Annotated in this window: 19 protein-coding genes, 1 tRNA gene and 1 pseudogene; 12 read left to right on the plus strand and 9 right to left on the minus strand. The window is 71.2% G+C overall.

Features of this window, described 5'->3' with window-relative positions; translation table 11 throughout:
* The first annotated feature begins 279 nt into the window (after positions 1 to 279).
* Positions 280 to 636, plus strand: a complete 357-nt coding sequence (locus ACGFY9_RS04865) for a hypothetical protein (protein WP_393752005.1) — start codon at positions 280 to 282, stop codon at positions 634 to 636.
* A 110-nt stretch (positions 637 to 746) separates the two neighbouring features.
* Here ACGFY9_RS04865 and ACGFY9_RS04870 read toward each other — a convergent pair whose 3' ends face one another.
* The 3 genes from ACGFY9_RS04870 to ACGFY9_RS04880 all read right to left on the minus strand — a co-directional run bounded on the left by ACGFY9_RS04870 (position 747) and on the right by ACGFY9_RS04880 (position 5,517).
* Entirely contained in the window at positions 747 to 1,634 is an 888-nt protein-coding gene (locus ACGFY9_RS04870; protein WP_393752007.1) for a cellulose-binding protein, read from the minus strand.
* 197 nt (positions 1,635 to 1,831) lie between these two features.
* Positions 1,832 to 4,501 (minus strand): SUKH-4 family immunity protein, encoded by a 2,670-nt coding sequence (locus ACGFY9_RS04875; RefSeq protein WP_393752009.1) that lies wholly within the window; start codon positions 4,499 to 4,501, stop codon positions 1,832 to 1,834.
* 8 nt (positions 4,502 to 4,509) lie between these two features.
* Positions 4,510 to 5,517, minus strand: a complete 1,008-nt coding sequence (locus ACGFY9_RS04880) for an SMI1/KNR4 family protein (RefSeq protein WP_393752011.1) — start codon at positions 5,515 to 5,517, stop codon at positions 4,510 to 4,512.
* Between the two features lie 372 nt (positions 5,518 to 5,889).
* On the opposite strand from ACGFY9_RS04880, the gene ACGFY9_RS04885 reads away from it, so the two are divergent.
* Both ACGFY9_RS04885 and ACGFY9_RS04890 read left to right on the plus strand, forming a co-directional pair.
* Positions 5,890 to 6,429, plus strand: a complete 540-nt coding sequence (locus ACGFY9_RS04885) for a YwqJ-related putative deaminase (RefSeq protein WP_393752013.1) — start codon at positions 5,890 to 5,892, stop codon at positions 6,427 to 6,429.
* A 74-nt stretch (positions 6,430 to 6,503) separates the two neighbouring features.
* On the plus strand, positions 6,504 to 7,037 hold the full coding sequence (locus ACGFY9_RS04890) for an SUKH-3 domain-containing protein (RefSeq protein ID WP_393752015.1): 534 nt from the start codon (positions 6,504 to 6,506) through the stop codon (positions 7,035 to 7,037).
* 254 nt (positions 7,038 to 7,291) lie between these two features.
* On the opposite strand, the gene ACGFY9_RS04895 is transcribed toward ACGFY9_RS04890, so the two are convergent.
* Positions 7,292 to 8,614, minus strand: coding sequence for a sensor histidine kinase (locus ACGFY9_RS04895; protein WP_393752017.1), 1,323 nt, complete (start codon positions 8,612 to 8,614; stop codon positions 7,292 to 7,294).
* Between the two features lie 195 nt (positions 8,615 to 8,809).
* Between ACGFY9_RS04895 and ACGFY9_RS04900 the strand changes: the two genes are divergently transcribed.
* The 6 genes from ACGFY9_RS04900 to ACGFY9_RS04925 all read left to right on the plus strand — a co-directional run bounded on the left by ACGFY9_RS04900 (position 8,810) and on the right by ACGFY9_RS04925 (position 13,679).
* A tRNA-Gln gene (locus ACGFY9_RS04900) sits at positions 8,810 to 8,881 on the plus strand.
* Positions 8,882 to 9,045: 164 nt separating this feature from the next.
* Positions 9,046 to 10,491: a bifunctional UDP-N-acetylglucosamine diphosphorylase/glucosamine-1-phosphate N-acetyltransferase GlmU gene (gene glmU, locus ACGFY9_RS04905; protein WP_393752019.1), complete on the plus strand. Its 1,446-nt coding sequence runs from the start codon at positions 9,046 to 9,048 to the stop codon at positions 10,489 to 10,491.
* 77 nt (positions 10,492 to 10,568) lie between these two features.
* Positions 10,569 to 11,549, plus strand: a complete 981-nt coding sequence (locus ACGFY9_RS04910) for a ribose-phosphate diphosphokinase (protein WP_393752021.1) — start codon at positions 10,569 to 10,571, stop codon at positions 11,547 to 11,549.
* Between the two features lie 293 nt (positions 11,550 to 11,842).
* The gene (locus ACGFY9_RS04915; RefSeq protein WP_393752023.1) at positions 11,843 to 12,427 is read left to right on the plus strand and encodes a 50S ribosomal protein L25/general stress protein Ctc; all 585 of its coding nucleotides are present in this window, start codon (positions 11,843 to 11,845) and stop codon (positions 12,425 to 12,427) included.
* A gap of 70 nt (positions 12,428 to 12,497) precedes the next feature.
* The gene (gene pth, locus ACGFY9_RS04920; RefSeq protein WP_393752025.1) at positions 12,498 to 13,100 is read left to right on the plus strand and encodes an aminoacyl-tRNA hydrolase; all 603 of its coding nucleotides are present in this window, start codon (positions 12,498 to 12,500) and stop codon (positions 13,098 to 13,100) included.
* 78 nt (positions 13,101 to 13,178) lie between these two features.
* Positions 13,179 to 13,679: a hypothetical protein gene (locus tag ACGFY9_RS04925; RefSeq protein WP_393752027.1), complete on the plus strand. Its 501-nt coding sequence runs from the start codon at positions 13,179 to 13,181 to the stop codon at positions 13,677 to 13,679.
* Positions 13,680 to 13,745: 66 nt separating this feature from the next.
* On the opposite strand, the gene ppc is transcribed toward ACGFY9_RS04925, so the two are convergent.
* Positions 13,746 to 16,487 (minus strand): phosphoenolpyruvate carboxylase, encoded by a 2,742-nt coding sequence (ppc, locus tag ACGFY9_RS04930; RefSeq protein WP_393752029.1) that lies wholly within the window; start codon positions 16,485 to 16,487, stop codon positions 13,746 to 13,748.
* 307 nt (positions 16,488 to 16,794) lie between these two features.
* On the opposite strand from ppc, the gene ACGFY9_RS04935 reads away from it, so the two are divergent.
* Positions 16,795 to 17,811, plus strand: coding sequence for an acyl-CoA desaturase (locus ACGFY9_RS04935; protein ID WP_393752031.1), 1,017 nt, complete (start codon positions 16,795 to 16,797; stop codon positions 17,809 to 17,811).
* Positions 17,808 to 18,485 carry a TetR/AcrR family transcriptional regulator gene (locus ACGFY9_RS04940; protein ID WP_019064642.1) on the plus strand — a complete coding sequence of 226 codons (678 nt, stop codon included), beginning with the start codon at positions 17,808 to 17,810 and terminating at the stop codon, positions 18,483 to 18,485. Before ACGFY9_RS04935 ends, ACGFY9_RS04940 begins: the two co-directional genes overlap by 4 nt.
* Before the next feature lie 65 nt (positions 18,486 to 18,550).
* Here ACGFY9_RS04940 and ACGFY9_RS04945 read toward each other — a convergent pair whose 3' ends face one another.
* The 3 genes from ACGFY9_RS04945 to ACGFY9_RS04955 form a co-directional block, all read right to left on the minus strand.
* Complete coding sequence (locus ACGFY9_RS04945) at positions 18,551 to 18,724, minus strand: CsbD family protein (protein ID WP_393752033.1); 174 nt, start codon at positions 18,722 to 18,724, stop codon at positions 18,551 to 18,553.
* 83 nt (positions 18,725 to 18,807) lie between these two features.
* Positions 18,808 to 19,194 carry a VOC family protein gene (locus tag ACGFY9_RS04950; protein ID WP_393752035.1) on the minus strand — a complete coding sequence of 129 codons (387 nt, stop codon included), beginning with the start codon at positions 19,192 to 19,194 and terminating at the stop codon, positions 18,808 to 18,810.
* A 3-nt stretch (positions 19,195 to 19,197) separates the two neighbouring features.
* The gene (locus ACGFY9_RS04955; protein ID WP_393752037.1) at positions 19,198 to 20,001 is read right to left on the minus strand and encodes a trans-aconitate 2-methyltransferase; all 804 of its coding nucleotides are present in this window, start codon (positions 19,999 to 20,001) and stop codon (positions 19,198 to 19,200) included.
* Positions 20,002 to 20,105: 104 nt separating this feature from the next.
* Here ACGFY9_RS04955 and ACGFY9_RS04960 point away from each other — a divergent pair, with 104 nt between their 5' ends.
* Positions 20,106 to 20,603, plus strand: coding sequence for a MarR family winged helix-turn-helix transcriptional regulator (locus tag ACGFY9_RS04960; protein WP_393752039.1), 498 nt, complete (start codon positions 20,106 to 20,108; stop codon positions 20,601 to 20,603).
* Here ACGFY9_RS04960 and ACGFY9_RS04965 read toward each other — a convergent pair.
* Positions 20,562 to 20,673: pseudogene (locus ACGFY9_RS04965) on the minus strand (DNA-binding response regulator); the annotation flags it as partial. The gene ACGFY9_RS04960 and the pseudogene ACGFY9_RS04965 sit on opposite strands and share 42 nt — an antisense overlap.

Raw genomic sequence — 20,673 nt, forward strand, 5'->3', positions numbered from 1 at the left:
CNNCACCCCCCCCCCCCCCCCCCGCCCCCCCCCCCCCCCCCCCCCCCCCCCCCCCCCCCCCCCCCCCCCCCCCTCGGGGGGGCCCCCCCCGGCACGACCACACTCCGCGAGGCGGACCACCTGATCCGCGACCTGACGACCACGCTCGCGCTTCCACCGGGCACGGTCGCCTGTACTCACCTGATCCGGACGGATACGCGCAGGGGTACGGCGATATCGCTCGCCCTCCCGGAGGCGGCTTCAGCGGAGGAGGCCTGGCAACGGCTCACGGCGACAGAGATGGGCGCGGCCCTGGACGACCGTAGACACGGCCCCGCCGAGGCGGCCGCCTCGGCCGCGGCGGAACACGCGGCGCGACGATCGGGCCGGGCCGTTCTTTTCCCCGGCTCGGATCAACTCACCGGCACGGTCACGGTGGCCGACCTCCTGCAACTGACGGCGATCGACGCGGTGTTCGTGGTGGGCGCCACATCGGGCGAAGCTCCGGCCCCTGTCACGCCCGTACACACTCAGGACCACGTACGCCCAGAATGGCGCGAGGGCCAACTGACCCTGGCCCTGGTCCCGGCGGCGGGTAACACCCTGGCCCCCTTCGAGGTCCCCAACCCAACCCCCTGCTGCGCGGATCACCCGTGACTGTCCCAACCTAGGGGCGCGGGGCTGTGTTCAATTTGCGGCTACCGCCGCGCGGGCGCGACCAGCCCCCACCGGGCCCGCACATGCCCACAACCGCGCCCCCGTTCACATCACTCCGCCGCAGCCCGCCCCGTAAGCGCGGTCAAACTACTCCGCACATGATCCATATGCGCCTGCACGTCATCCCACGTCTCCCCGTGCTCGCGCAGCACCCGCTCCGTATCCCGAGCAACCCGCTCCTCCCGAACCCGGGCCTCCGCCAAAACCTCGGCCGCCCGCGAGGCCGCCTCCTCCTGCCACCGCCGATCCGACAACTCCGCCTCGGCAAAAGCCTGTTGAGCCTCCCCCAACGCAGCCTCGGCGAGAGCCACCCGCTCGGCATACTCCGCATCCAGCGCGGCCGCCCGCGACGACGCCTCCCGCTCAGCCGACGCCCACCGCTCCTCGTGCTCCTTGGCCTGCTCACCAAGCATCGCCGCGGTCCGCTGCCGCACCTCACGCAACGCGGACAACGCCTCCGTACGCCCTTCCTTCACCTCGCGCCGGGCCCCGATCCGGATGTCGTCGGCTTCGGCGCGGGCAGCAAGCAGCCGCTGCCGGGCACGTTCCTCGACCTCCGCACGCAGCGCATCGGCGTACTCCCGCGCAGCCTGAAGCACGCTCGCGGCGCGTGCCTCGGCCTCCGCGACCTGCTCCTCCGCCGCACGCCGCGCGGACTCCCGTAGCGCCGCGGCTTCCTCCACCCCCAACTGGAACAGCCGCTGAGCCCGCTCGCCCAGCGCCTCGTACGTCTGCGGAGCGAGCCGGGACACGGCGACCCGCATCCGCTCGGCCTCCGCCTCCATGTCCTTGGCCAGTACGGTCAGCCGCGCGGCCCGTTCCCACGCCACGTCCCGGTACTGCGAGATCGCCGCCGCGTACGCGTCGACCTGGTCGGGGCGGTAGCCGCGCCCCCGTACGGCCACGAAGCCACGTGGTGACACCGATGCGCTGCTCATCCTGGAACCCCTCTCCATCCGACGGACACGACATGATGATTTGCCGCATATCTTGATGGATCGGGCGTAAGTGTTCATAACGCGACACTCCGCAGACAGGTCACGGGCATCAGGCGACGCAAAAGGGCCGGACCCGATCACACGACCGGGTCCGGCCCTTCAACACAGCTCCATGCAGCCTGTTCAGCGGATCGGGGTCACAACAACCCGTCCCACATCTGCTCCAGCAACACCGACCACCAGCTCTCCGGCGACCCGAGCGCCGCCGGATCCAGCGAGGCGAGCTGCGCCTGGAAGTCGACGGTCCAGCGGCCCGCCTGCTCCTGGTTCAGCCCGTACCGCAGGCGCCACATCCGGCCGAGCAGCGCCAGGCAGCGCGCGAACTCGGGCAGCCCCGTGTTCACGAACTGCGGCGGTACGGGAGCGCCGCCCGGCCCCGCCTCAACGGGCACCGCGACGATGTTCGCCGTGCCGTACTGGACGCAGATCGCGCGGCCGAAGTCGCTGCCCATGACGAGGTACGAGCCCGCGTCGGCGGACGGCCGTACCCCGCGCTCCTGCGCGAGTTCGGCCAACGTCGGTACGGGGCGCCCCGGTTGGGCCTGCGCCCAGAAGAACGGGCCCATGTCCATCGGCAGCCCCGCCGCGACCAGCGTGTGCGCGACGACCGGCGGCACGCCCTGCCGGGACACCGCCGCCTGCTCGAACCGGAACACGCCCGGCCCGAACGCGCCCGCCAGTTCCTGCGCGATCGCCTCCGGCGGGATCGGCGGCGTCGGCTGCACCGGCGGCAACGGCGCCCGCACCGGGGCGAGTCGGGCCGGCCCGTCGGCGACCTGGTGCAACTCGCCCTGGTGGGCGAGGAGTTCGCGCATCCCCTGCTGCCGGCTCGCGTGATCCGTGCCGTACGGTGCGATGCTCGCGATGCGGGCCTGCGGCCACTGTTCGCGGATCATCCGCGCGCAGTACGCGCCCGGCAGCTCGCAGGACTCCAACTCCGTGTGCAGTTCGAGGACTTGGTCCGGCGGGATGTTCATGCCGCGCAGCTCGTGGAAGATCTGCCACTCCGGGTGCGGCGTCCCCGGCGCGGACCGCCGGATCAGCTGCTGCTCGGACCCGTCGGGCGCGCGGTACCGCAACACGGCCTGATAACCCGGTCCCACGGTCGGCTGCCCCTGCTGCGGATAGCCGTAGGCGGGCTGCTGCTGCCCGGGGAACGGCTGCCCCGGCGCGGGCATAGGAGGCATGCCCTGACCGGGCATCTGCTGCCCAGGGGGCGGCATGGCACCGGGAGGCATGGCACCGGGAGGTACCGCGCCCGGGGGCATCGGCTGCTGCTGCGGCGGGGCACCCGGCGGCATGCCGGGGGCGCCCAACGCACCGGGCGCGCCCGGGAATTGCGGCGGCGGAGGCACACCGGGCCCACCCATCGGGGGTCCGGCGAGCATGGTCTCCGCGTGATGCACGGCACCTTGGGCACCGCCCTGGGAACCGGGAGTGCCGGGGGCGTTCGGCGGCTGGGGCGCGCCGGGAGCACCATGTCCACCGGGTGCGCCGGGAACTCCGGGAGCACCGGGCGGCTGTGGCGCACCAGGGGCACCCGGCGGCTGCGGAGGCCTCGGCCCCGCGGCCCCGGGGCCACCCTGCCCGGGGTCGGCAAGCATCGTCGCGGCATGGTGCACCCCACCCGGAGGCGTACCCCCGGGAGTGTTCGGCCCACCGGGCGGCTGCGGAGCACCAGGCCCCTCCGGACCGAGCCCCGAAACCATCTGCGTAGCCACATACCCACCCGGCGGCGGAGGCGGCGGAGGTGATGCGGGCGCACCACCCGGCCGCGCACCCGGCATCCCGGGCGCACCCGGCGGAGGAGGCGTCTTGGAACCACCGCCACGGCGCGGCGGAGGCGCCGCCTTGCTGGTCGCGGCGTCGGCGATGTCCCCGGCGTTGGGCGCGAGCCCCCGCCCCGGCACCCCGGGCCCACCCGGAGGCTGAGGCACGTTACCGGCCCCTTGGGGATACCCGTAGGACGACGGAGCCGGCTGAGGCGCACCCTGCGGATACCCGTACGACGGCGGAGCCTGCTGCGGCGCCCCCTGCGAACCCTCGACCCCACCACCGGAGTTGGAGTCGGAGCGGGACTCATCCGGCGCCGGAGCCTGTGCCGTACGCGGGAGTTGGCTGCCGCCGGAGATCAGGGCGGTCTTGGCGTCGGGCGGGGTGTTGTCCTCGGGCTCCCTCAGCGGCGGCGCGAAAACGGTCGCGGGCAGCGGTACCGAACGGTCCTCGCCGGGATCCGCGTTGGTGTCGGTCCCCGCCCAGGGGGTCGCCCCGGCAGGCACGGCGGGCGCGTCGTCCGGCACCCCGGACCCCCCGGCGTCCGGCCACGCCGAAGCGGCGGGCACCCCGGCCTGGGTCTCGGGAAGCGCACGCCCCGCCCCAACACCCGCCCCCGCAGCGGGAGTCGAGGCCGACTCCCCCCGCCGGTCCGGAATCCCCAGCTTGTCCGCCGCCTCCTGCAACCACTCCGGCGGACTCAGCAGGAACGAGGTCTGATTGAGGTCCACCCGGGCCGGCGGAGCCGCCGGTACCGCGTCGGCGACCTCGTCCGGGCGGCCGTACTCCTCCTCGTAGCGGCGGACGACCTCGCCCACCGGCAGCGAGGGCCACAGCGTGGCCTCGCCGCTGTCGCGGGCGAGCACCATCCGCTGTGCGCCGCCGTCCGAACGCGGTCCGTCGGCACGGTCCTCGGCCCAGATCACGAAGCCGAGGTCGAACTCCCGCACCCGCACCTCGCGATGCTGGTACGACGGCACATCGCCGTTGATCCACTCCTCGGCGCGCTCCTGCGCCTGCGCGAAGGTCACCATCGGTCAGCTCACTCCCCCACCGCGGACGCCGAGGCCGCGGACGACACCGGAACCGACTGGGCGAACCCGCCGTCCACCATCAGATTCGCCACCGTCTCCAACTCGGGGGGATTTCCCGCGAGTCGGGCCAGGAACTGGTCGAAGTCGTCCCCGGCGCGCAGCAGCAGCCGCTCCACGCGGTCGGCCGGCGCCTGGGACGGGTCGACGTCGCGGGCGTCGTCGTAGGCGCAGAACCACACGGAACCGATCTGCTGCCCCTTCACCTTCACGGCGAGCAGCCCGCCCTGGACGAAGCCGACGGCCAGGTAGTCCTTGGTGAGGTGGTCGCGCAGGCACTTGTTGATGTAGACGAGGTCGTTGACGGCGGCCTCGTCGCGGACCGTGAAGAACGGCTGGTCGATCAGCAGCCCCAACTCGGCGTCCAGCGCGGTGCCGATGGGGGCGCAGCCGCCGGCCGCCTTGAGGAACGACCGGTAGGCGCCCGGCAGTCGGTAGCCGAGGTCCTCCTCGACGCCCTGCACCTGCGCCTCGGTCACCGCGACCGTCGCCTTCGGCAGGCCGAAGTGCGCGGGGCGGGTCTCCTGGAGCGGGCGGGTGCCGCGCTTGTCGTGGGCGACGGCGGCCGTGGCGATCCCGCCGTGGTGGCGCAGCAGCGCCTTCACGTCGACGGGGACGAGTTCGAGGCGCCGGGTGCCGACCACGTGGTGCCAGGTCCAGCCGTGCGGGGTGGCCACCGCGGGCACGGTGTCCCACAGCTCGTGCCGGGTCGCGGCGAGCGCCGCGTTCGCCGACACGTAGTCCGTGAGGCGCAGTTCGTCGACGCCGAAGCCCTCCGGGGGCTCGGCGATCTCCGCGGCCGCGCGCGCGTACGGCGAGAAGTCGGGGTAGCCGTGCTCGTCCATCCGCACCCCTCTGGGGTGGCGGGCCGCCCGGACCGGGTCCGGGAAGTGCACGACCTGCCCGGCGTAGGCCGCGTTCGGTGGCGCGGCTCGCTGCCCGAGCCGACCTGTCGTCATGGCGGTTGCCCCCTGCGGCATTCAGTACGATTCACAGCGGCCGAATGTCCAACTCGCCCCACCGTGCCCCGTATCGACTGTCTCGTCTTCTTGACGTCTTCGTTCGACTGTCTCCACGCGTCGACCGCGTGGATCGCGGTGCGGACAGCCTATGCGGTACGGCGACACCGGTCACCGGCAGCGGTCGGCCGCACCCCCTCACCGCACCCCTCACCGAACGCACCGCACCCGTCACCGAACCTCCACTACCGTGACCTGCCGTCACCCCGTCGTGACAGCCCGCCGAAGCCCTGGCGTGTCGCACCGCCCCAGCTACCGCACCAGCCACGGCATTTGGCACTCTGTGACCCGCCGGGGGATGCTCGGGAGGGGATGACGATCATGAACGCGACGCAGACGGGACCGCACACCGGGGCGCACACCGGGCCTTCAGGCGACCCCCGGGTCGGCTGGAGCGCCACCGAGGCCCGGCAGGCGCCGGCCCTCAGCCACCGCCGTGACGGCATACTCCCGACCATCGCCGCCGCCCTCTCCGTACGCGGCGCGACCACCCTCACCGGCACCGCCGCACGAGGCGACCAGCCGCCCGCCCTGCACCCACTGGTACAGGACTTCCTCGACACCCTCACCAGCGCCCAGCGCGACCGGTTCACCGGCCGCTGCGCCGAGGCGATCCTCATCTCCCGGCACATCACCGCCGCCGACGAGGCCCGCAGCAAGCGCGCCGCGCGCAAGCCGATGACCAACGGCGAGGCCCGCAAGACCCTCAAGCAGGCCAAGCTCACCGCCCGCCGCATCCGCGAGGACGGCGACCCCCTGCACGGCAGCTTCGCGACCCCCTGCCGAGCCTGCACAGCCCTGAGCGCCCACTTCGGCGTCCGAGTCGTCGACCCCGCGACGGAACCGGGCTGACCCCCACCCCCGTAACACCAAGGCAAGACAGCACGACCGCACCACCGTCCCTGACGCCGACGATCGAAGGGCAGATGCACGCCGACCGCCACTCCTCCCCCAAGCCCTCGACTCCGCTCGGCCAGGGGGGACCCCCATCGCGCTTCTCCGTACCCGTGGACGCCGCCCTGCGCGCCGCGGGCTGGCAGCCCGGCCGCTGGGACATAAAACAGGCCGAGATCTGGGCGGACACCCTGCGCGACCACACCTCGCCCGCGGGACACCAGCACGCCGTGTTCCCGGCGGCGGTGGAGGCCTGGGCCGAGTTCGGCGGCCTGCACATCACGCCCTCCGGCCCCGGCCGCCAGATCTCCCCCGTGGCACTCCACCTGGACCCCCTGCACGGCCTCCACATGGCCCGCACCCTCGGCGACCTGGGCCGCGCCCTGGACACCGACGTCAGCCCCCTGGGCGAGGAACCGGACACCCAGTCCCTCCTGGCCATCGACTCCGAGGGCCGCGTCTACGCCCTCGACCACACCGGCGACTGGTACCTGGGCAGCGACATCGACCAGGCCCTCGCCACCCTGGTCGCGGGCATAGAGCCAGTACGACTCACAGCGGGCTGACCGCACCCAGGACGGCCGCAGCCCTCGTACGGCGAGAAGGCGACGTGTCGGGGGGTGTCCGCCCGCAGCGGTCGGCGCTCAACACCGCCACACTCTTGAGAAACCTTGCCGCGCCGATCCGAGGACGGAGACCCCCCGGCGCGGCGCCGACCCCCAAACCACCTAGGGGCGCGGGGAACTGCGCGACCAGCCCCCACCGGCCCGCACCCGACAACTCACCCGCACCAGCCCCCACCAGGCCCGCACCCGACAACTCAAGCCGCCGGAATCACCGCAGACACCCGAAACCCCCCAGCATCCGTAGGCCCAGAAACAAACACCCCACCCAACGCAAGCACCCGCTCCCGCATCCCCACCAGCCCGTTCCCCCCAGAGGGCAACCGCGCCGCAGAGGCAGACGCCAGCTCCGGCGGCGGCTCGTTCTCGACCTGCATCGCGATCTCCGACACCCGATGCGCGAGCCGTACATGCGTCTTCGCACCCGCCGCGTGCTTGTGGACGTTCGTCAACGCCTCCTGCACCACCCGGTACGCGGTCTGCTCGATCTCCGCCGCGTACACCCGGCTCTCACCCTCAACGGACAGGTCCACAGCCATCCCGGCCGCCGCGGACTGCCCGAGCAGCTCGTCCACGTCCGACAGACAAGGCCCGTCGCCCGCGCCCTCGTCGTCGACGGCCCGCGAAGCCGCCGCCGCAGCCGCGGCCGCCACACCCACCGCGACCAGCGGCACGGCCGCCCGCTCGCGCGCGTCCCGGCCGTCCCCGCTCCTCAACACCCCGAGCATCTCCCGGAGTTCGGTGAGCGCCTGCCGCCCCATGTCCCCCACGAGCGCCGCGTTCTTGACGGCCTTCTCCGGATCCTTCCGAGCCACCGCCTGAAGTGCCGCCGCGTGCACGACCATCAGGCTCACCCGATGCGCGACGACGTCGTGCATCTCCCGTGCGATCCGGGTCCGTTCCTCGCCCCGGGCCCACTCGGCACGCTCCTCGGCGCGTTCGGCAAGCAGTTGGAGCTCCCGCTCCAGGCTGTCCGCACGCTCCCGGAGGCTCTCCATCAGCCGGCGCCGGGCGCCGACGTAGAGGCCGAGCAGCACGGGCGGCGCGGTCATCCCGACCGCCGTGGTGATGGAGGCGAACGGAACGAACCAGTCCCCCAGTTCCCACGTCCCCCGCTGCATGTCCTGCCGCACCCGCACGAACATGACGATCAGCATCCCGAGGAAGGACATCCCGGCGAGCGATCCGATGATCCGGCGCGGCAGTTCGGACGCGGCGAGGGTGTACAGGCCGACGATGCCCATCAGGTAGCCCATCTGGGCCGGGGTGATGGCGATGGACACAAGCACAACGGCGATCGGCCACTTCCGCCGGACGATCAGCGCGGAGCCGGCCAGCACCCCGAAGACAACTCCCACCGCGGCCGGGATCCCCGCGTCGTGCGCGAACCGGACCCCCTCCGCCCCGCACTCCGCGGCGGACCCCGCCGCGAGCCCCGTGTCCAGCACCGCACTGCGCCACCTGGTCCACCACCCCGGCCCTCCCCGGGCCGTGGCGTGGTCTTCCCCCGTCGTGGTCATGCCTCCAGCCTACGGGCGCCAGGGCCGGGTTTTCCGGTGAGTTTCCGCGCACCGGCCCGCACCACAGCGCGTAATCGAACAGCCACGAAACCGATCACCCGGGACAAGTGCCGTCGCACGGAGGGCATCACGTACGGCATAGTGTTCTGTGCCCACTCGGCGACCAGGCTAAATGTCCGGTTCTAACGAGTTTGATCCCCCGTGGTGTAATTGGCAGCACCGTGGCTTTTGGTGCCATTTGTCCGGGTTCGAGTCCTGGCGGGGGAGCAAAAACCGATCGCAACTGATCGACACCAGAGCAACCCCCACTCCCAGCACCCCACTTCGGGCCCTGACAGCACTGTCAGGGCCCACTCTCATGTCACCCATGAAACGCCCCGGTATCCTGCGAATGTCCACCCCCCAGCATTCCGAAGCCGAAGGGCAAATCCGTGAGCGCCATTCGCCCGGCAGCCGTCGTCGTCCTCGCAGCGGGTGAGGGCACCCGTATGAAGTCGGCCACACCGAAGGTCCTGCACGAGCTCTGCGGCCGGACCCTGGTCGGCCATGTGCTGGCCGCCGCCCGCGAGTTGGAGCCGGAGAACCTGGTCGTCGTCGTGGGCCACGCCCGCGAGCAGGTGACCGCCCACCTCGGTGAGACCGACCCCGGCGTTCGGACCGCGGTCCAGGCCGAGCAGAACGGCACCGGTCACGCCGTACGCATGGCGCTCGAAGAGCTCGGCACCGTCGACGGCACCGTGGTCGTCGTGTGCGGCGACACCCCCCTCCTGCGCGGCGAGACCCTGCGCGCCCTCGCCGCCAACCACACCGCCGACGGCAACGCGGTGACCGTCCTGACCGCCGAGGTCCCGGACGCCACCGGCTACGGCCGTATCGTCCGCGACGGCGCCTCCGGTGCCGTCACCGCGATCGTCGAGCACAAGGACGCCTCCGACTCGCAGCGCGCGATCCGCGAGATCAACTCCGGAGTCTTCGCGTTCGACGGGCAGTTGCTCGCCGACGCGCTCGGCAAGGTGCGGACCGACAACAGCCAGGGCGAGGAGTACCTCACCGACGTCCTCGGCATCCTGCGCGAGGCCGGGCACCGGGTCGGCGCCTCCGTCGCGGACGACCACCGCGAGATCGCCGGCATCAACAACCGCGTCCAGCTGTCCGAGGCCCGCCGCATCCTGAACGACCGGCTGCTGACCGAGGCCATGCTCGGCGGCGTCACCGTCATCGACCCGGCGACCACCTGGATCGACGTCGACGTCACCTTCGGCCAGGACGCGACCGTCCACCCCGGCACCCAGCTGCACGGCACCACCCACATCGGCGAGGGCGCCGAGGTCGGCCCCAACACCCGCCTGACGGACACCGTCGTCGACGCCGGCGCCCGCGTCGACAACACCGTCGCCGTCAGCTCGCACATCGGCCCGGGGGCGTCCGTCGGCCCGTTCGCCTACCTCCGCCCCGGCACCCGCCTGGGCGCGAAGGGCAAGATCGGCACGTACGTCGAGACGAAGAACGCCACCATCGGCGAGGGCACGAAGGTCCCGCACCTCTCCTACGTCGGTGACGCGACGATCGGCGACTACACCAACATCGGTGCCGCCAGCGTGTTCGTGAACTACGACGGGGAGCACAAGCACCACACCACCGTCGGCTCGCACTGCAAGACCGGTTCGGACAATATGTTTGTGGCACCCGTCACGGTCGGGGACGGCGCGTACACCGCCGCCGGCTCCGTGATCACGAAGGACGTACCGCCCGGTTCGCTGGCCGTGGCCCGTGGCCAGCAGCGGAATATCGAGGGCTGGGTGGCCCGCAAGCGTCCCGGGAGCGCCGCCGCGAAGGCCGCGGAAACGGCTTCCCGCCAGGGCGAGGGCGAGAACTGACCGGAAACGGACGAGTCGAACACGGCGTACCGTGATAAACGCACACCCAGTTGAATGACCTCTGAGGAGACAGTGCTGTGACCGGGATCAAGACGACCGGCGAGAAGAAGATGATGTTCTTCTCCGGCCGCGCCCACCCCGAGCTTGCCAAGGAGGTCGCCCACCAGCTGGGTGTCGGGGTAGTCCCGACGAAGGCCTTCGACTTCGCGAACGGCGAGATCTACGTCCGCTTCGAGGAGTCGGTGCGCGGTGCGGACTGTTTCGTGATCCAGAGCCACACGGCTCCGATCAACCAGTGGGTCATGGAGCAGCTCATCATGATCGACGCGCTGAAGCGCGCGTCGGCCCGCTCCATCACCGTGATCGTGCCGTTCTACGGCTATGCCCGGCAGGACAAGAAGCACCGCGGCCGTGAGCCGATCTCGGCCCGCCTCATCGCGGACCTGATGAAGACGGCGGGTGCGCACCGCATCCTGACCGTCGACCTGCACACCGACCAGATCCAGGGCTTCTTCGACGGGCCCGTGGATCATCTCTTCGCCCTCCCGCTCCTCGCGGACTACGTGGGCTCGAAGGTCGACCGCAGCAAGCTGACCGTCGTCTCCCCGGACGCCGGCCGCGTGCGCGTCGCCGACCGCTGGTGCGACCGCCTCGGCGCGCCCCTCGCGATCGTGCACAAGCGGCGCGACAAGGACGTCGCGAACCAGGTGACCGTCCACGAGGTCGTCGGCGAGGTCAAGGGCCGCGTCTGCGTCCTGGTCGACGACATGATCGACACCGGCGGCACGATCTGCGCCGCCGCGGACGCCCTGTTCGCGCACGGCGCGGAGGACGTCATCGTGACGGCCACCCACGGCGTCCTCTCCGGCCCCGCCGCGGACCGCCTGAAGAACTCCCGCGTCAGCGAGTTCATCCTCACCAACACCCTCCCGACCCCGGGCGAACTCGGCGCCGACCTCGACAAGATCACGGTCCTGTCGATCGCCCCGACCATCGCGAGCGCGGTCCGCGAGGTCTTCGAGGACGGCTCGGTGACGAGCCTCTTCGACGAGCACTGAGCGCTCCGCTGGGGGTGCCGCGATAGGCCGTCTGTCGTCTGCGGCGCCGTCGTGGCTTGTCGCGCCCACGCGGCGGAGCCGCATATCGACACAGCCCCGCGCCCCTTCAGGGCGCGGATGAACCGAAGATCGATTTCTTTACGGCCTCTCCGCCGAGTAAGCTGCCCAAGTTGCTCGGCGAGGGAGGCCGTACCAGTTCTCGGGTACGGCGGTCCGTTATCGACGCGCTCTTCGTAGCAGGCCGATGTTCGGCCGGGTGACCGCCTTCCCCGACTGTTCTACGAGGAGTGACCATGGCCGACGTCAAGCTCGCCGCCGAGACCCGCACCGAGTTCGGCAAGGGCGCCGCCCGCCGTATCCGCCGTGACAAGAAGGTCCCCGCCGTGGTCTACGGCCACGGTGTCGACCCGCTGCACATCACCCTGCCGGGCCACGAGCTGCAGCTCGCCCTGCGTACCCCGAACGTCCTGCTCACCCTGGACATCGAGGGCAAGACCCAGCTCGCCATCCCGAAGGCCGTCCAGCGTGACGCCATCAAGGGCTTCCTGGAGCACGTCGACCTGCTCACCGTGAAGAGCGGCGAGAAGGTCACCGTCGAGGTCTACGTGCACACCGAGGGCGAGCTGGCCCCGGGCTCCTTCCTGCTGGAGCACGTGCTGAGCACGATCACCGTCGAGGCCGAGGCCACGCACATCCCCGAGTCGGTCACCGTGTCCATCGCGGGCCTGGAGGCCGGTGCCTCCATCGCCGCCAAGGACATCCCGCTGCCCAAGGGCACCACGCTGGCGATCGACGAGGACGCGGTCGTCCTCCAGGTCCTGGCCGCCCAGGCCGAAGAGGCCCCCGCCGAGGGCGAGGCCGAGGCCACCGAGGCCTGATCCGCACCGCTCACCCTTTCGTCAGCCGCTGTTCCCACCGGGAGCAGCGGCTGGCGCGTATCAAGGAGACATGGACGTGACGACCGACGCCAATGCCCCCTGGCTGATCGTGGGCCTCGGGAACCCGGGCCCCGAGTACGCGAACAACCGGCACAACGTGGGCTTCATGGTGGCCGACCTGCTGGCCGAGCGGATCGGCGGCAAGTTCAAGCGGGCCGGGAAGGCACAGGCACAGGTCCTGGAGGGCCGGATCGGTGCGCCGGGTCCGGCCGGCCGACGGGTCGTGCTGGTGAAGCCGACGTCGTTCATGAACCTGTCGGGCGGCCCGGTCAACGCGCTGCGCGACTTCTACAAGGTGCCGCTCGCGAACGTCGTCGCCGTGCACGACGAGCTCGACATCGACTACGGCACCCTCCGCCTCAAGCTCGGCGGCGGCGACAACGGCCACAACGGCCTGAAGTCGATGACGAAGGCGATGGGCCCGGACTACCACCGGGTGCGGTTCGGCATCGGACGCCCGCCGGGCCGGATGCAGGTCGCCGACTTCGTCCTGAAGGACTTCTCCTCCACGGAGCGCAAGGAGCTGGACTTCCTGGTGGACCGGGCGACGGACTCGGTGGAGTGTCTGGTGAGCGAGGGCCTGGAGCGGGCGCAGAGCGCGTACAACTCCTGAGCCGTCCGGTTCACCCGACTTGCCCGACTTAACCGACTTGTCCCGCGCGGGAGTTGACCGCGCGTGCGGGTATGGCCAATGATCCCCGCCATGTCACCCGCAGCCTCCGCCTCCCCCGGCGCCTTCGCCGCCCTGAACTTCGGACGGCTCGCGGCGATGGGCACGGTCGCCGTGCTGATCCTGATCGCCGGGGTGTGGGGTTCATGGCCGACCGCACACAACGTGATGCTCACCAAGGGCCGCGAGACCGGCACGATCCAGGTCACCGCGTGCGGCGACGACACCTGCACCGGCCCCTACACACCGGTCTCGACGGGATCGAAGGCCCGCGCCGAGGTCGTCATCGACCACACCGTCGCGGTGAAGAAGGGCCAGACGTACGCGGTGGTCGTGAAGCCCGGCACCGACGAGGTCCTGCGCTCCGGCCCCGCCGGCATCCTCTACTCCTGGGTCCCCCTCGGCGGCGCCCTGTTGCTCGCCTCGGTGGTGGTCGCGGGCGGCCTGCGGCTGACCCGGGCCGCCTGGGTGCTGGCCGGGTCGGGGATCGCCTTGCTGACGGCCGCGTTCCTCGCACTCTGACCGACGGAAAGAGAGGTGCCCCCGAGCTTCTACGACAGCTCGGGGGCACCCTTCGTTCGTGTCCGGTCAGCCGGTGTTGCGCAGGCCCGCCGCCACACCGTTGACGGTGAGGAGCAGGGCCCTGCTCAGCAGCGGGTCGGGGTCGGCTCCCGCCGCCGCCTCGTCGCGCTGGCGCTTCAGGAGGGTGACCTGGAGGTACGAGATCGGGTCGAGGTAAGCGTCCCGGATGGTGAAGGTCTGCTTCAACACCGGGGTGGCGTCGAGGAGTTCGGCCTCGCCGGTGACGCGGAGCACCTCGGCGACGGTCAGGTCGTGCTCGGCCCTGATCGTGTCGAAGACGTGCTTCAGTTCGTCCGGGACGAGGGTGTCGACGTAGTGCTGGGCGATCCGCAGGTCCGTCTTCGCGAGGGTCATCTCGACGTTGGAGATGAAGTTGCGGAAGAAGTGCCACTGCCCGTGCATCTCGTCGAGCACGGTGTCGAGGCCGGCCTCGCGCAGTGCCTTCAGCCCGGAGCCGACGCCGAACCAGCCGGGCACGATCTGCCGGGACTGGGTCCAGCCGAACACCCACGGGATGGCGCGCAGTCCGTCGAGCGAGACGCCCGAGCCGGGGCGGCGGGAGGGCCGCGAGCCCAGGTGCAGATCGGCGAGCTGGTCCACCGGCGTGGAGGCGAGGAAGTACGTCGGAAGGTCCGGGTCCTCGACCAGCCTGCGGTAGGCGTCGTGGGCCGCGTCCGAGACCAGGTCCATGGCCGCGTCCCAGCGGGCCAGCGCCTCGTCGGACTGGCGGGGCGACGTGTGCAGCGCGGAGGCCTGGAGGGTGGCGGCGACCGTCAGTTCCAGGTTCTCGCGGGCCAGCGACGGCACCAGGTACTTGTCGGAGATGACCTCGCCCTGCTCGGTCACCTTGATCTCGCCCTCCAGCGTGCCCCAGGGCTGGGCGAGGATCGCGTCGTGCGAGGGACCGCCACCGCGGCCGACGGTTCCGCCCCGGCCGTGGAAGAGGCGGAGACGGACGCCGTAGCGGTGGGCCACATCACGCAGGCGCCGCTGAGCTCGGTGGATCTCCCACTGAGACGTCGTAATACCACCGAACTTGGAGGAGTCGGAGTACCCGAGCATGACCTCCTGGACATCCCCGCGCAGCGCCACGAGCCGCCGGTAGGACGGGTCGGAGAGCATGTCCTCAAGGATCGTGTCGGCGGCCTTCAGCTCGTCCGTGGTCTCCAGCAGCGGGACGATGCCGACCTTCGCCCAGCCGGCGTGCAGGTCGATCAGCCCGGCCTCGCGGGCCAGCACGGCGGCGGCGAACACGTCGTCGGCGCCCTGGCACATCGAGATGATGTACGACTCGATGACCTCGGGCCCGAACACGGCGAGGGCCTTCTTGACGGTCTCGAAGACACCGAGGGTCTTCTCACCGGCCGCGTCGACGGGCGCGGGGGTGGGAGCCAGAGGCCTCCTGGACCTGAGCTCCTTGGCGAGCAGCTTCGCGCGGTACTCGCGGGGCATGTCCGAGTAGCGCCAGGACTCCTCGCCGAGCCGGTCGAAGAGCTGGCCGAGCGCGTGGTGGTGGGCGTCCGCGTGCTCGCGTACGTCCATGGTCGCGAGCTGGAGGCCGAACGCGCCGAGCGTGCGGATCGTACGGTCCATGCGGCCGTCGGCGAAGAGGCCGCCGCGGTGGGCGCGCAGGGAGGTCTGGATCAGGGTGAGGTCGTGCAGCAGCTCGGCGGTGCCGAGGTAGTCGCGGCCGTCCTCGTGCGGGGTGCCCTTGGCCAGGCGGGTCTTGGTGTTCTCCAGCTTCTGCCGGATGCAGGTGGCCTTGAGGCGGTACGGCTCCTCGGCGTTGAGGCGCTTGTAGCGGGGGCTGATCTCCGGGAGCCGCTCCAGGTCCGTCTGGAGGGAGGTGAGCAGCTCCTCCGTCGCACCCGTGTAGCGGATGGAGTTGGAGAGGAAGCCGCGCAGCTCGTCGATCGTCTCCAGGGCGTCGTTGATGCCGTGCTCGTGCTGGAGGATCAGGACGTCCCAGGTGACCTGGGGCGTGACGTTCGGGTTGCCGTCGCGGTCGCCGCCGATCCAGGTGCCGAAGGTGAGCGGGCGGGTGTCGTCGGGGAGCTTGACGCCGACGCGCTCCAGCTCGGCGGTCAGGTCCTCCAGAACGTCGCCGACGGCACCCGCGTGCAGCTCGTCCAGGTAGTAGATGGCGTTGCGGGCCTCGTCCGCCGGCTCCGGGCGTACGACGCGCAGTTCGTCGGTCTGCCACACCAGGTCGATGTTCTCGGCCAGACGGGTGTCGTAGCGACGGCGGTCGGACTCGATGACCGGGGTCTCCAGGAGCGTGGCGATGCGCCGGAGCTTGTTGAGGACCGACCGGCGCGCGGCCTCGGTGGGGTGCGCGGTGAAGACCGGGCGGACGTTCAGGTTCTTGACCGTCTCGCGCAGGTGGTCGGGGTCGGCGTCCTTGAGTCGGTCGGCCGTACGCGCGAGGAGACCGCCCTCGGCGGCACGACGGGCGCGCAGCTCGCGGCCGCGGTGCACCTGCTCGGTGACGTTGGCGAGGTGGAAGTAGGTGGAGAAGGCGCGGACCAGCTTCGCGGCGGTCTCCAGCTCGATGCCGCGCAGCAGCTCGGCAGCGGCCTCACCGTCCTCACGGGTGAGGCGGCGGACCTTCTCGACCAGTTCGAGCAGCTCGGGGCCCTCCTGCCGGACGAGGGTCTCGCCCAGAAGATCGCCCAGGCGCCTGATGTCGGCGCGCAGCGCACTGCCGGTCGAGGTGGTGCTCGTGGTCAGGTCGTCGGCACTGCTCACAGGTGCGGCTCCTTGCAGTGTTTGAAGCTCGTCTGGAGGGAACCCGGACGGCGGTCCCGCGGCGGCTGCCGCATACGGGACGGACATCCGGGAAGAAAACAGAGCGGACCGCGCTGTCCGACCGACACCCAGGATAAGTGTCCACTCTGACGCGCGGTCTCACGGGCTTCGTCCGCCGGTCGACGCGCTGCCATACTTACGTCGCCGTAGGTTACGGAACCGTAGGGAAGTCCATGCTGAACTGTTGCTGCCCGGCTTCCGCCGTCCGACGCTCCGCCTCCACCTCCGAACCCCACAGGGGACGCCCATGACCACGAGCTCCGATGTGATCGACGACGCCCCGCGGGCGAACGACGACGGCACTCCGCTCCCCGCCGCCACGCTGGGCGGCGAGAAGAAGGGGTCGCTGGAACAGATCACTCTCCTCCTCTTCATCACTGTCCCGTTCCTGGCCCTGCTCGCGGCGGTGCCGCTGGCGTGGAGCTGGGGCGGGGTGAGCTGGCTGGACCTCGGCCTGCTGGTGTTCTTCTACTACCTCGGCTGCCACGGCGTGACGATCGGCTACCACCGGTACTTCACGCACGGCTCCTTCAAGGCGAAGCGCCCACTGCGGATCGCCATCGCGATCGCCGGGTCGATGGCGGTCGAGGGGCCGCTGGTGCGCTGGGTCGCCGACCACCGCAAGCACCACAAGTTCTCCGACGCCGAGGGCGACCCGCATTCGCCGTGGCGCTACGGCGAGACCGTGCCGGCGCTGATCAAGGGCCTGTGGTGGGCGCACATCGCGTGGATGTTCGACGAGGAGCGCACCCCGCAGGACAAGTACGCACCGGATCTGATCAAGGACAAGGCGATCCGGACGATCTCCCGCCACTTCATCTACTGGACGATGCTGTCGCTCGCGCTGCCGGCGCTGATCGGCGGGCTGGCCACGATGTCCTGGTGGGGCGCGTTCACCGGCTTCTTCTGGGGCTCGCTCGTCCGGGTCGCGCTGCTGCACCACGTCACCTGGTCGATCAACTCGATCTGCCACGCGGTCGGCAAGCGGCCCTTCAAGTCGCGTGACCGTTCCGGCAACGTGTGGTGGCTGGCGATCCTGTCCTGCGGCGAGTCCTGGCACAACCTGCACCACGCCGACCCGACGTCAGCGCGGCACGGTGTGGAGCGCGGCCAGCTGGACTCCTCGGCGCGGATCATCCGCTGGTGCGAGCAGCTCGGCTGGGCCTATGACGTGCGCTGGCCGTCACGCTCGCGTATCGATTCGCGCCGTATCTCCGGTACGGACGGCTCTCAGCCCCGGAAGGAGTCGGCGGAGGCGGCATGATTGACGCCGTGGCGACCGATCCCAGCAGCACCCCGAGCAACGAGAAGCCCCGACGCGCGCGCCGCACCCGGATGACGGGAGCCGAGCGACGGGCCCAGCTGCTGGAAGTCGGCCGCACGCTCTTCGCGACGAAGGGCTTCGAGGCCACGTCGGTGGAGGAGATCGCGGCGAAGGCCGGGGTCTCCAAGCCGGTGGTCTACGAGCACTTCGGCGGCAAGGAGGGCCTGTACGCGGTGGTCGTGGACCGCGAGATGCGCCGCCTGCTGGACATGGTGACCAGCTCGCTCACGGCCGGCCACCCCCGCGAACTCTGCGAACAGGCGGCCTTCGCCCTCCTCGACTACATCGAGGAGTACACGGACGGCTTCCGCATCCTGGTCCGCGACTCCCCCATCCCCCAGTCCACCGGCTCCTTCGCCTCCCTCATCTCGGACATCGCGACCCAGGTCGAGGACATCCTGGGCCGCGAGTTCAAGAGCCGGGGCTTCGACGCCAAGCTCGCCCCCCTCTACGCCCAGGCCCTCGTCGGCATGGTCGCCCTGACCGGCCAGTGGTGGCTGGACGTCCGCCGCCCGAAGAAGGCGGAGGTCGCCGCCCATCTGGTGAACCTGGCCTGGCATGGGCTGGACGGGTTGGAGTCGAAGCCACATTTGATAGGGCGCCGAAAAAGCTGAACGCGTAGCGCAGCAAGCAAGAGGGGCCCCTGCCGTCCGGCAGGGGCCCCTCACCGCATCCGGCGTCAGCGCTTGAACGCGTCCTTCGCCTTCTCCTTGGCCTGCCGAGCGTCCCCCTTGGACTTCTCGGCCTGCCCCTTGGCCTTCATGGTCTCGTTCCCCACGGCCCGGCCCACGGTCTCCTTGGCCTTGCCCCTGGCCTGTTCCTTCTTGGCCTTGGCCTTCTCGTCCTTTGCCACGGTTCATCACTCCCGGTCGGTTTCGGAACTCTGAACTCGGCGCCACCGACCGGGTAGCCGCGACAGCGAGGGACAAACACCGATCAGACGCCGGGCTCCAGGAACTCCAGCCGGTTCCCGACCGGATCCTCCGAGTAGAAGCGCCGGTACCCCGGCAGGTCCTCGTCCCAAGTGACGGACGCACCAAGGGACTTCAGCCGGGCCGCGTACGCCTCGATGCCGGTCACGCGGAGCCCGGGATGCGCCTTCTTCGCGGGCCGACAGTGACATTTTCCGCCTCCGGCGGGGGCATCCTCGATGCCCAAGTGCAGCCGCACGGCCCCCGCCCCGAACCAGCACCCACCCCGCGCCGCCAGCACCGGCGGCTTGGGGATCTCGGTCATCCCGAGGACGTCGACGTAATACCTCCGCAGCGCGTCCTCCGAGCCCGCCGGGGCCCCCAACTGCACGTGGTCCAGGGCCGCGAGCATCCCTCACACCTCCTTGCGGGCCACCGCGAACAGGCGGCGGAACGGGAGGACCGTGCCGTAGTCAGCCGTCGGGTACGCCTCGCGGAGCAGGTCGCGGTACTCGGCGACGAACGCGTCCCGCGCCTCCGGGTCGTCCGCCAGGGCGGTCAGGGCCGGGCGCAGGCCCGTGCCCTTGACCCAGTCGAGGACGGGGTCCTCGCCGGGCAGGATGTGCTGGTACGTCGTCTGCCAGACGTCCGGCGCGCAGCCCAGGCGGGCCAGGTGGTCGAGGTAGACGCCGGGGGCGTGGACCGAGTCCTCGCGGCGGAGAACCTCGCCCAGCCGTCCCTTCCAGCGGGCGGTGGCGGCCAGTTCGCGCATCAGGGCGTGCAGGGGTGCGTCGATGTTGTCCGGCACCTGGAAGGCGAAGGTGCCGCCGGGGGCCAGCGCGGCCACCCAGTCGCCGAACCGGTCCAGGTGACCCGGCACCCACTGCAGCGCCGCGTTCGACACGACCAGGTCGTACGTCTGGGTCGGCGTCCACTCCGTCGCGTCCGCGTGGGCGAAGTCGAGCCGGCCGCCGCCGGGGGTGGGGCCGGCGTAGGGCTCGGTCCTGGCGAGCATCTCGGGTGAATTGTCGTAGCCGGTGATGTGCGCGGTGGGCCAGCGGTCGGCGAGGACGGTGGTCACGTTGCCGGGGCCGCAGCCGAGGTCGGCGATCCGGGGCGCGGCGCCGGGGAGGTCGGTGACGCGGGCGAGGAGGTCGGCGAACGGGCGGGCGCGGTGGCCGGCGTGGCGCAGGTACTGAGCGGGGTCCCAAGTCGTCATGGCTTCTACCTTCCCCGCCCATGTATCTTGATGTCAAGAGACTTTGAGACGAGAGGCTTGATATCAAGAGACTTCATGTCGACACAACCACTACACTGATCGTCATGGAGGACGAGGTCGATCGGCTTGTCGCAGCGTGGCGCCGGGAGCGCCCCGACCTCGACGTGGAGCCACTTGAGGTGCTCAGCCGGGTGAGCAGGCTGGCCCGGCATCTGGACCGGGCCCGTCGGCTGGCGTTCGCCGAGCACAGCCTGGAGCCGTGGGAGTTCGACGTGCTGACGGCGCTCAGGCGCGCGGGCAGCCCCTACCAGCTCTCCCCCGGCCAGCTGCTGACACAGACCCTGGTCACGTCGGGCACGATGACGAACCGTATCGACCGCCTGGCGCAGAAAGGCCTGGTCGAGCGGCTCCCCGACCCCAGCGACCGCCGGGGCGTGCTGGTCCGCCTCACCGAGGAGGGCCAGGACCGCGCGGACCAGGCCCTGGCCGGCCTGCTGGCCCAGGAGCGCGCGATCCTCGCGGAACTCTCCCGCGCCCAGCGGGCCGAACTGGCCGGACTGCTACGCCAGTTGACCGCCCCGTTCGACAACATCCCCGGCTAGGCCGACCGGACCCACGCCCGCGCGCCGGGCGAGAGTCACCGCCGCGAGGGTGGAATGGAACCCCACCCCG

It is taken from the genome of Streptomyces sp. NPDC048504, from assembly GCF_043200035.1.
Lineage (GTDB): Bacteria > Actinomycetota > Actinomycetes > Streptomycetales > Streptomycetaceae > Streptomyces.

Coding starts and splice junctions, on each gene's coding strand:
- ACGFY9_RS04865 (WP_393752005.1), top strand. CDS start 280: ATGGGCGCGGCCCTGGACGACCGTAGACACGGCCCCGCCGAGGCGGCC.
- ACGFY9_RS04870 (WP_393752007.1), bottom strand. CDS start 1,634: ATGAGCAGCGCATCGGTGTCACCACGTGGCTTCGTGGCCGTACGGGGG.
- ACGFY9_RS04875 (WP_393752009.1), bottom strand. CDS start 4,501: ATGGTGACCTTCGCGCAGGCGCAGGAGCGCGCCGAGGAGTGGATCAAC.
- ACGFY9_RS04880 (WP_393752011.1), bottom strand. CDS start 5,517: ATGACGACAGGTCGGCTCGGGCAGCGAGCCGCGCCACCGAACGCGGCC.
- ACGFY9_RS04885 (WP_393752013.1), top strand. CDS start 5,890: ATGACGATCATGAACGCGACGCAGACGGGACCGCACACCGGGGCGCAC.
- ACGFY9_RS04890 (WP_393752015.1), top strand. CDS start 6,504: ATGCACGCCGACCGCCACTCCTCCCCCAAGCCCTCGACTCCGCTCGGC.
- ACGFY9_RS04895 (WP_393752017.1), bottom strand. CDS start 8,614: ATGACCACGACGGGGGAAGACCACGCCACGGCCCGGGGAGGGCCGGGG.
- ACGFY9_RS04915 (WP_393752023.1), top strand. CDS start 11,843: ATGGCCGACGTCAAGCTCGCCGCCGAGACCCGCACCGAGTTCGGCAAG.
- pth (WP_393752025.1), top strand. CDS start 12,498: ATGGACGTGACGACCGACGCCAATGCCCCCTGGCTGATCGTGGGCCTC.
- ACGFY9_RS04925 (WP_393752027.1), top strand. CDS start 13,179: ATGATCCCCGCCATGTCACCCGCAGCCTCCGCCTCCCCCGGCGCCTTC.
- ACGFY9_RS04935 (WP_393752031.1), top strand. CDS start 16,795: ATGACCACGAGCTCCGATGTGATCGACGACGCCCCGCGGGCGAACGAC.
- ACGFY9_RS04940 (WP_019064642.1), top strand. CDS start 17,808: ATGATTGACGCCGTGGCGACCGATCCCAGCAGCACCCCGAGCAACGAG.
- ACGFY9_RS04950 (WP_393752035.1), bottom strand. CDS start 19,194: ATGCTCGCGGCCCTGGACCACGTGCAGTTGGGGGCCCCGGCGGGCTCG.
- ACGFY9_RS04955 (WP_393752037.1), bottom strand. CDS start 20,001: ATGACGACTTGGGACCCCGCTCAGTACCTGCGCCACGCCGGCCACCGC.
- ACGFY9_RS04960 (WP_393752039.1), top strand. CDS start 20,106: ATGGAGGACGAGGTCGATCGGCTTGTCGCAGCGTGGCGCCGGGAGCGC.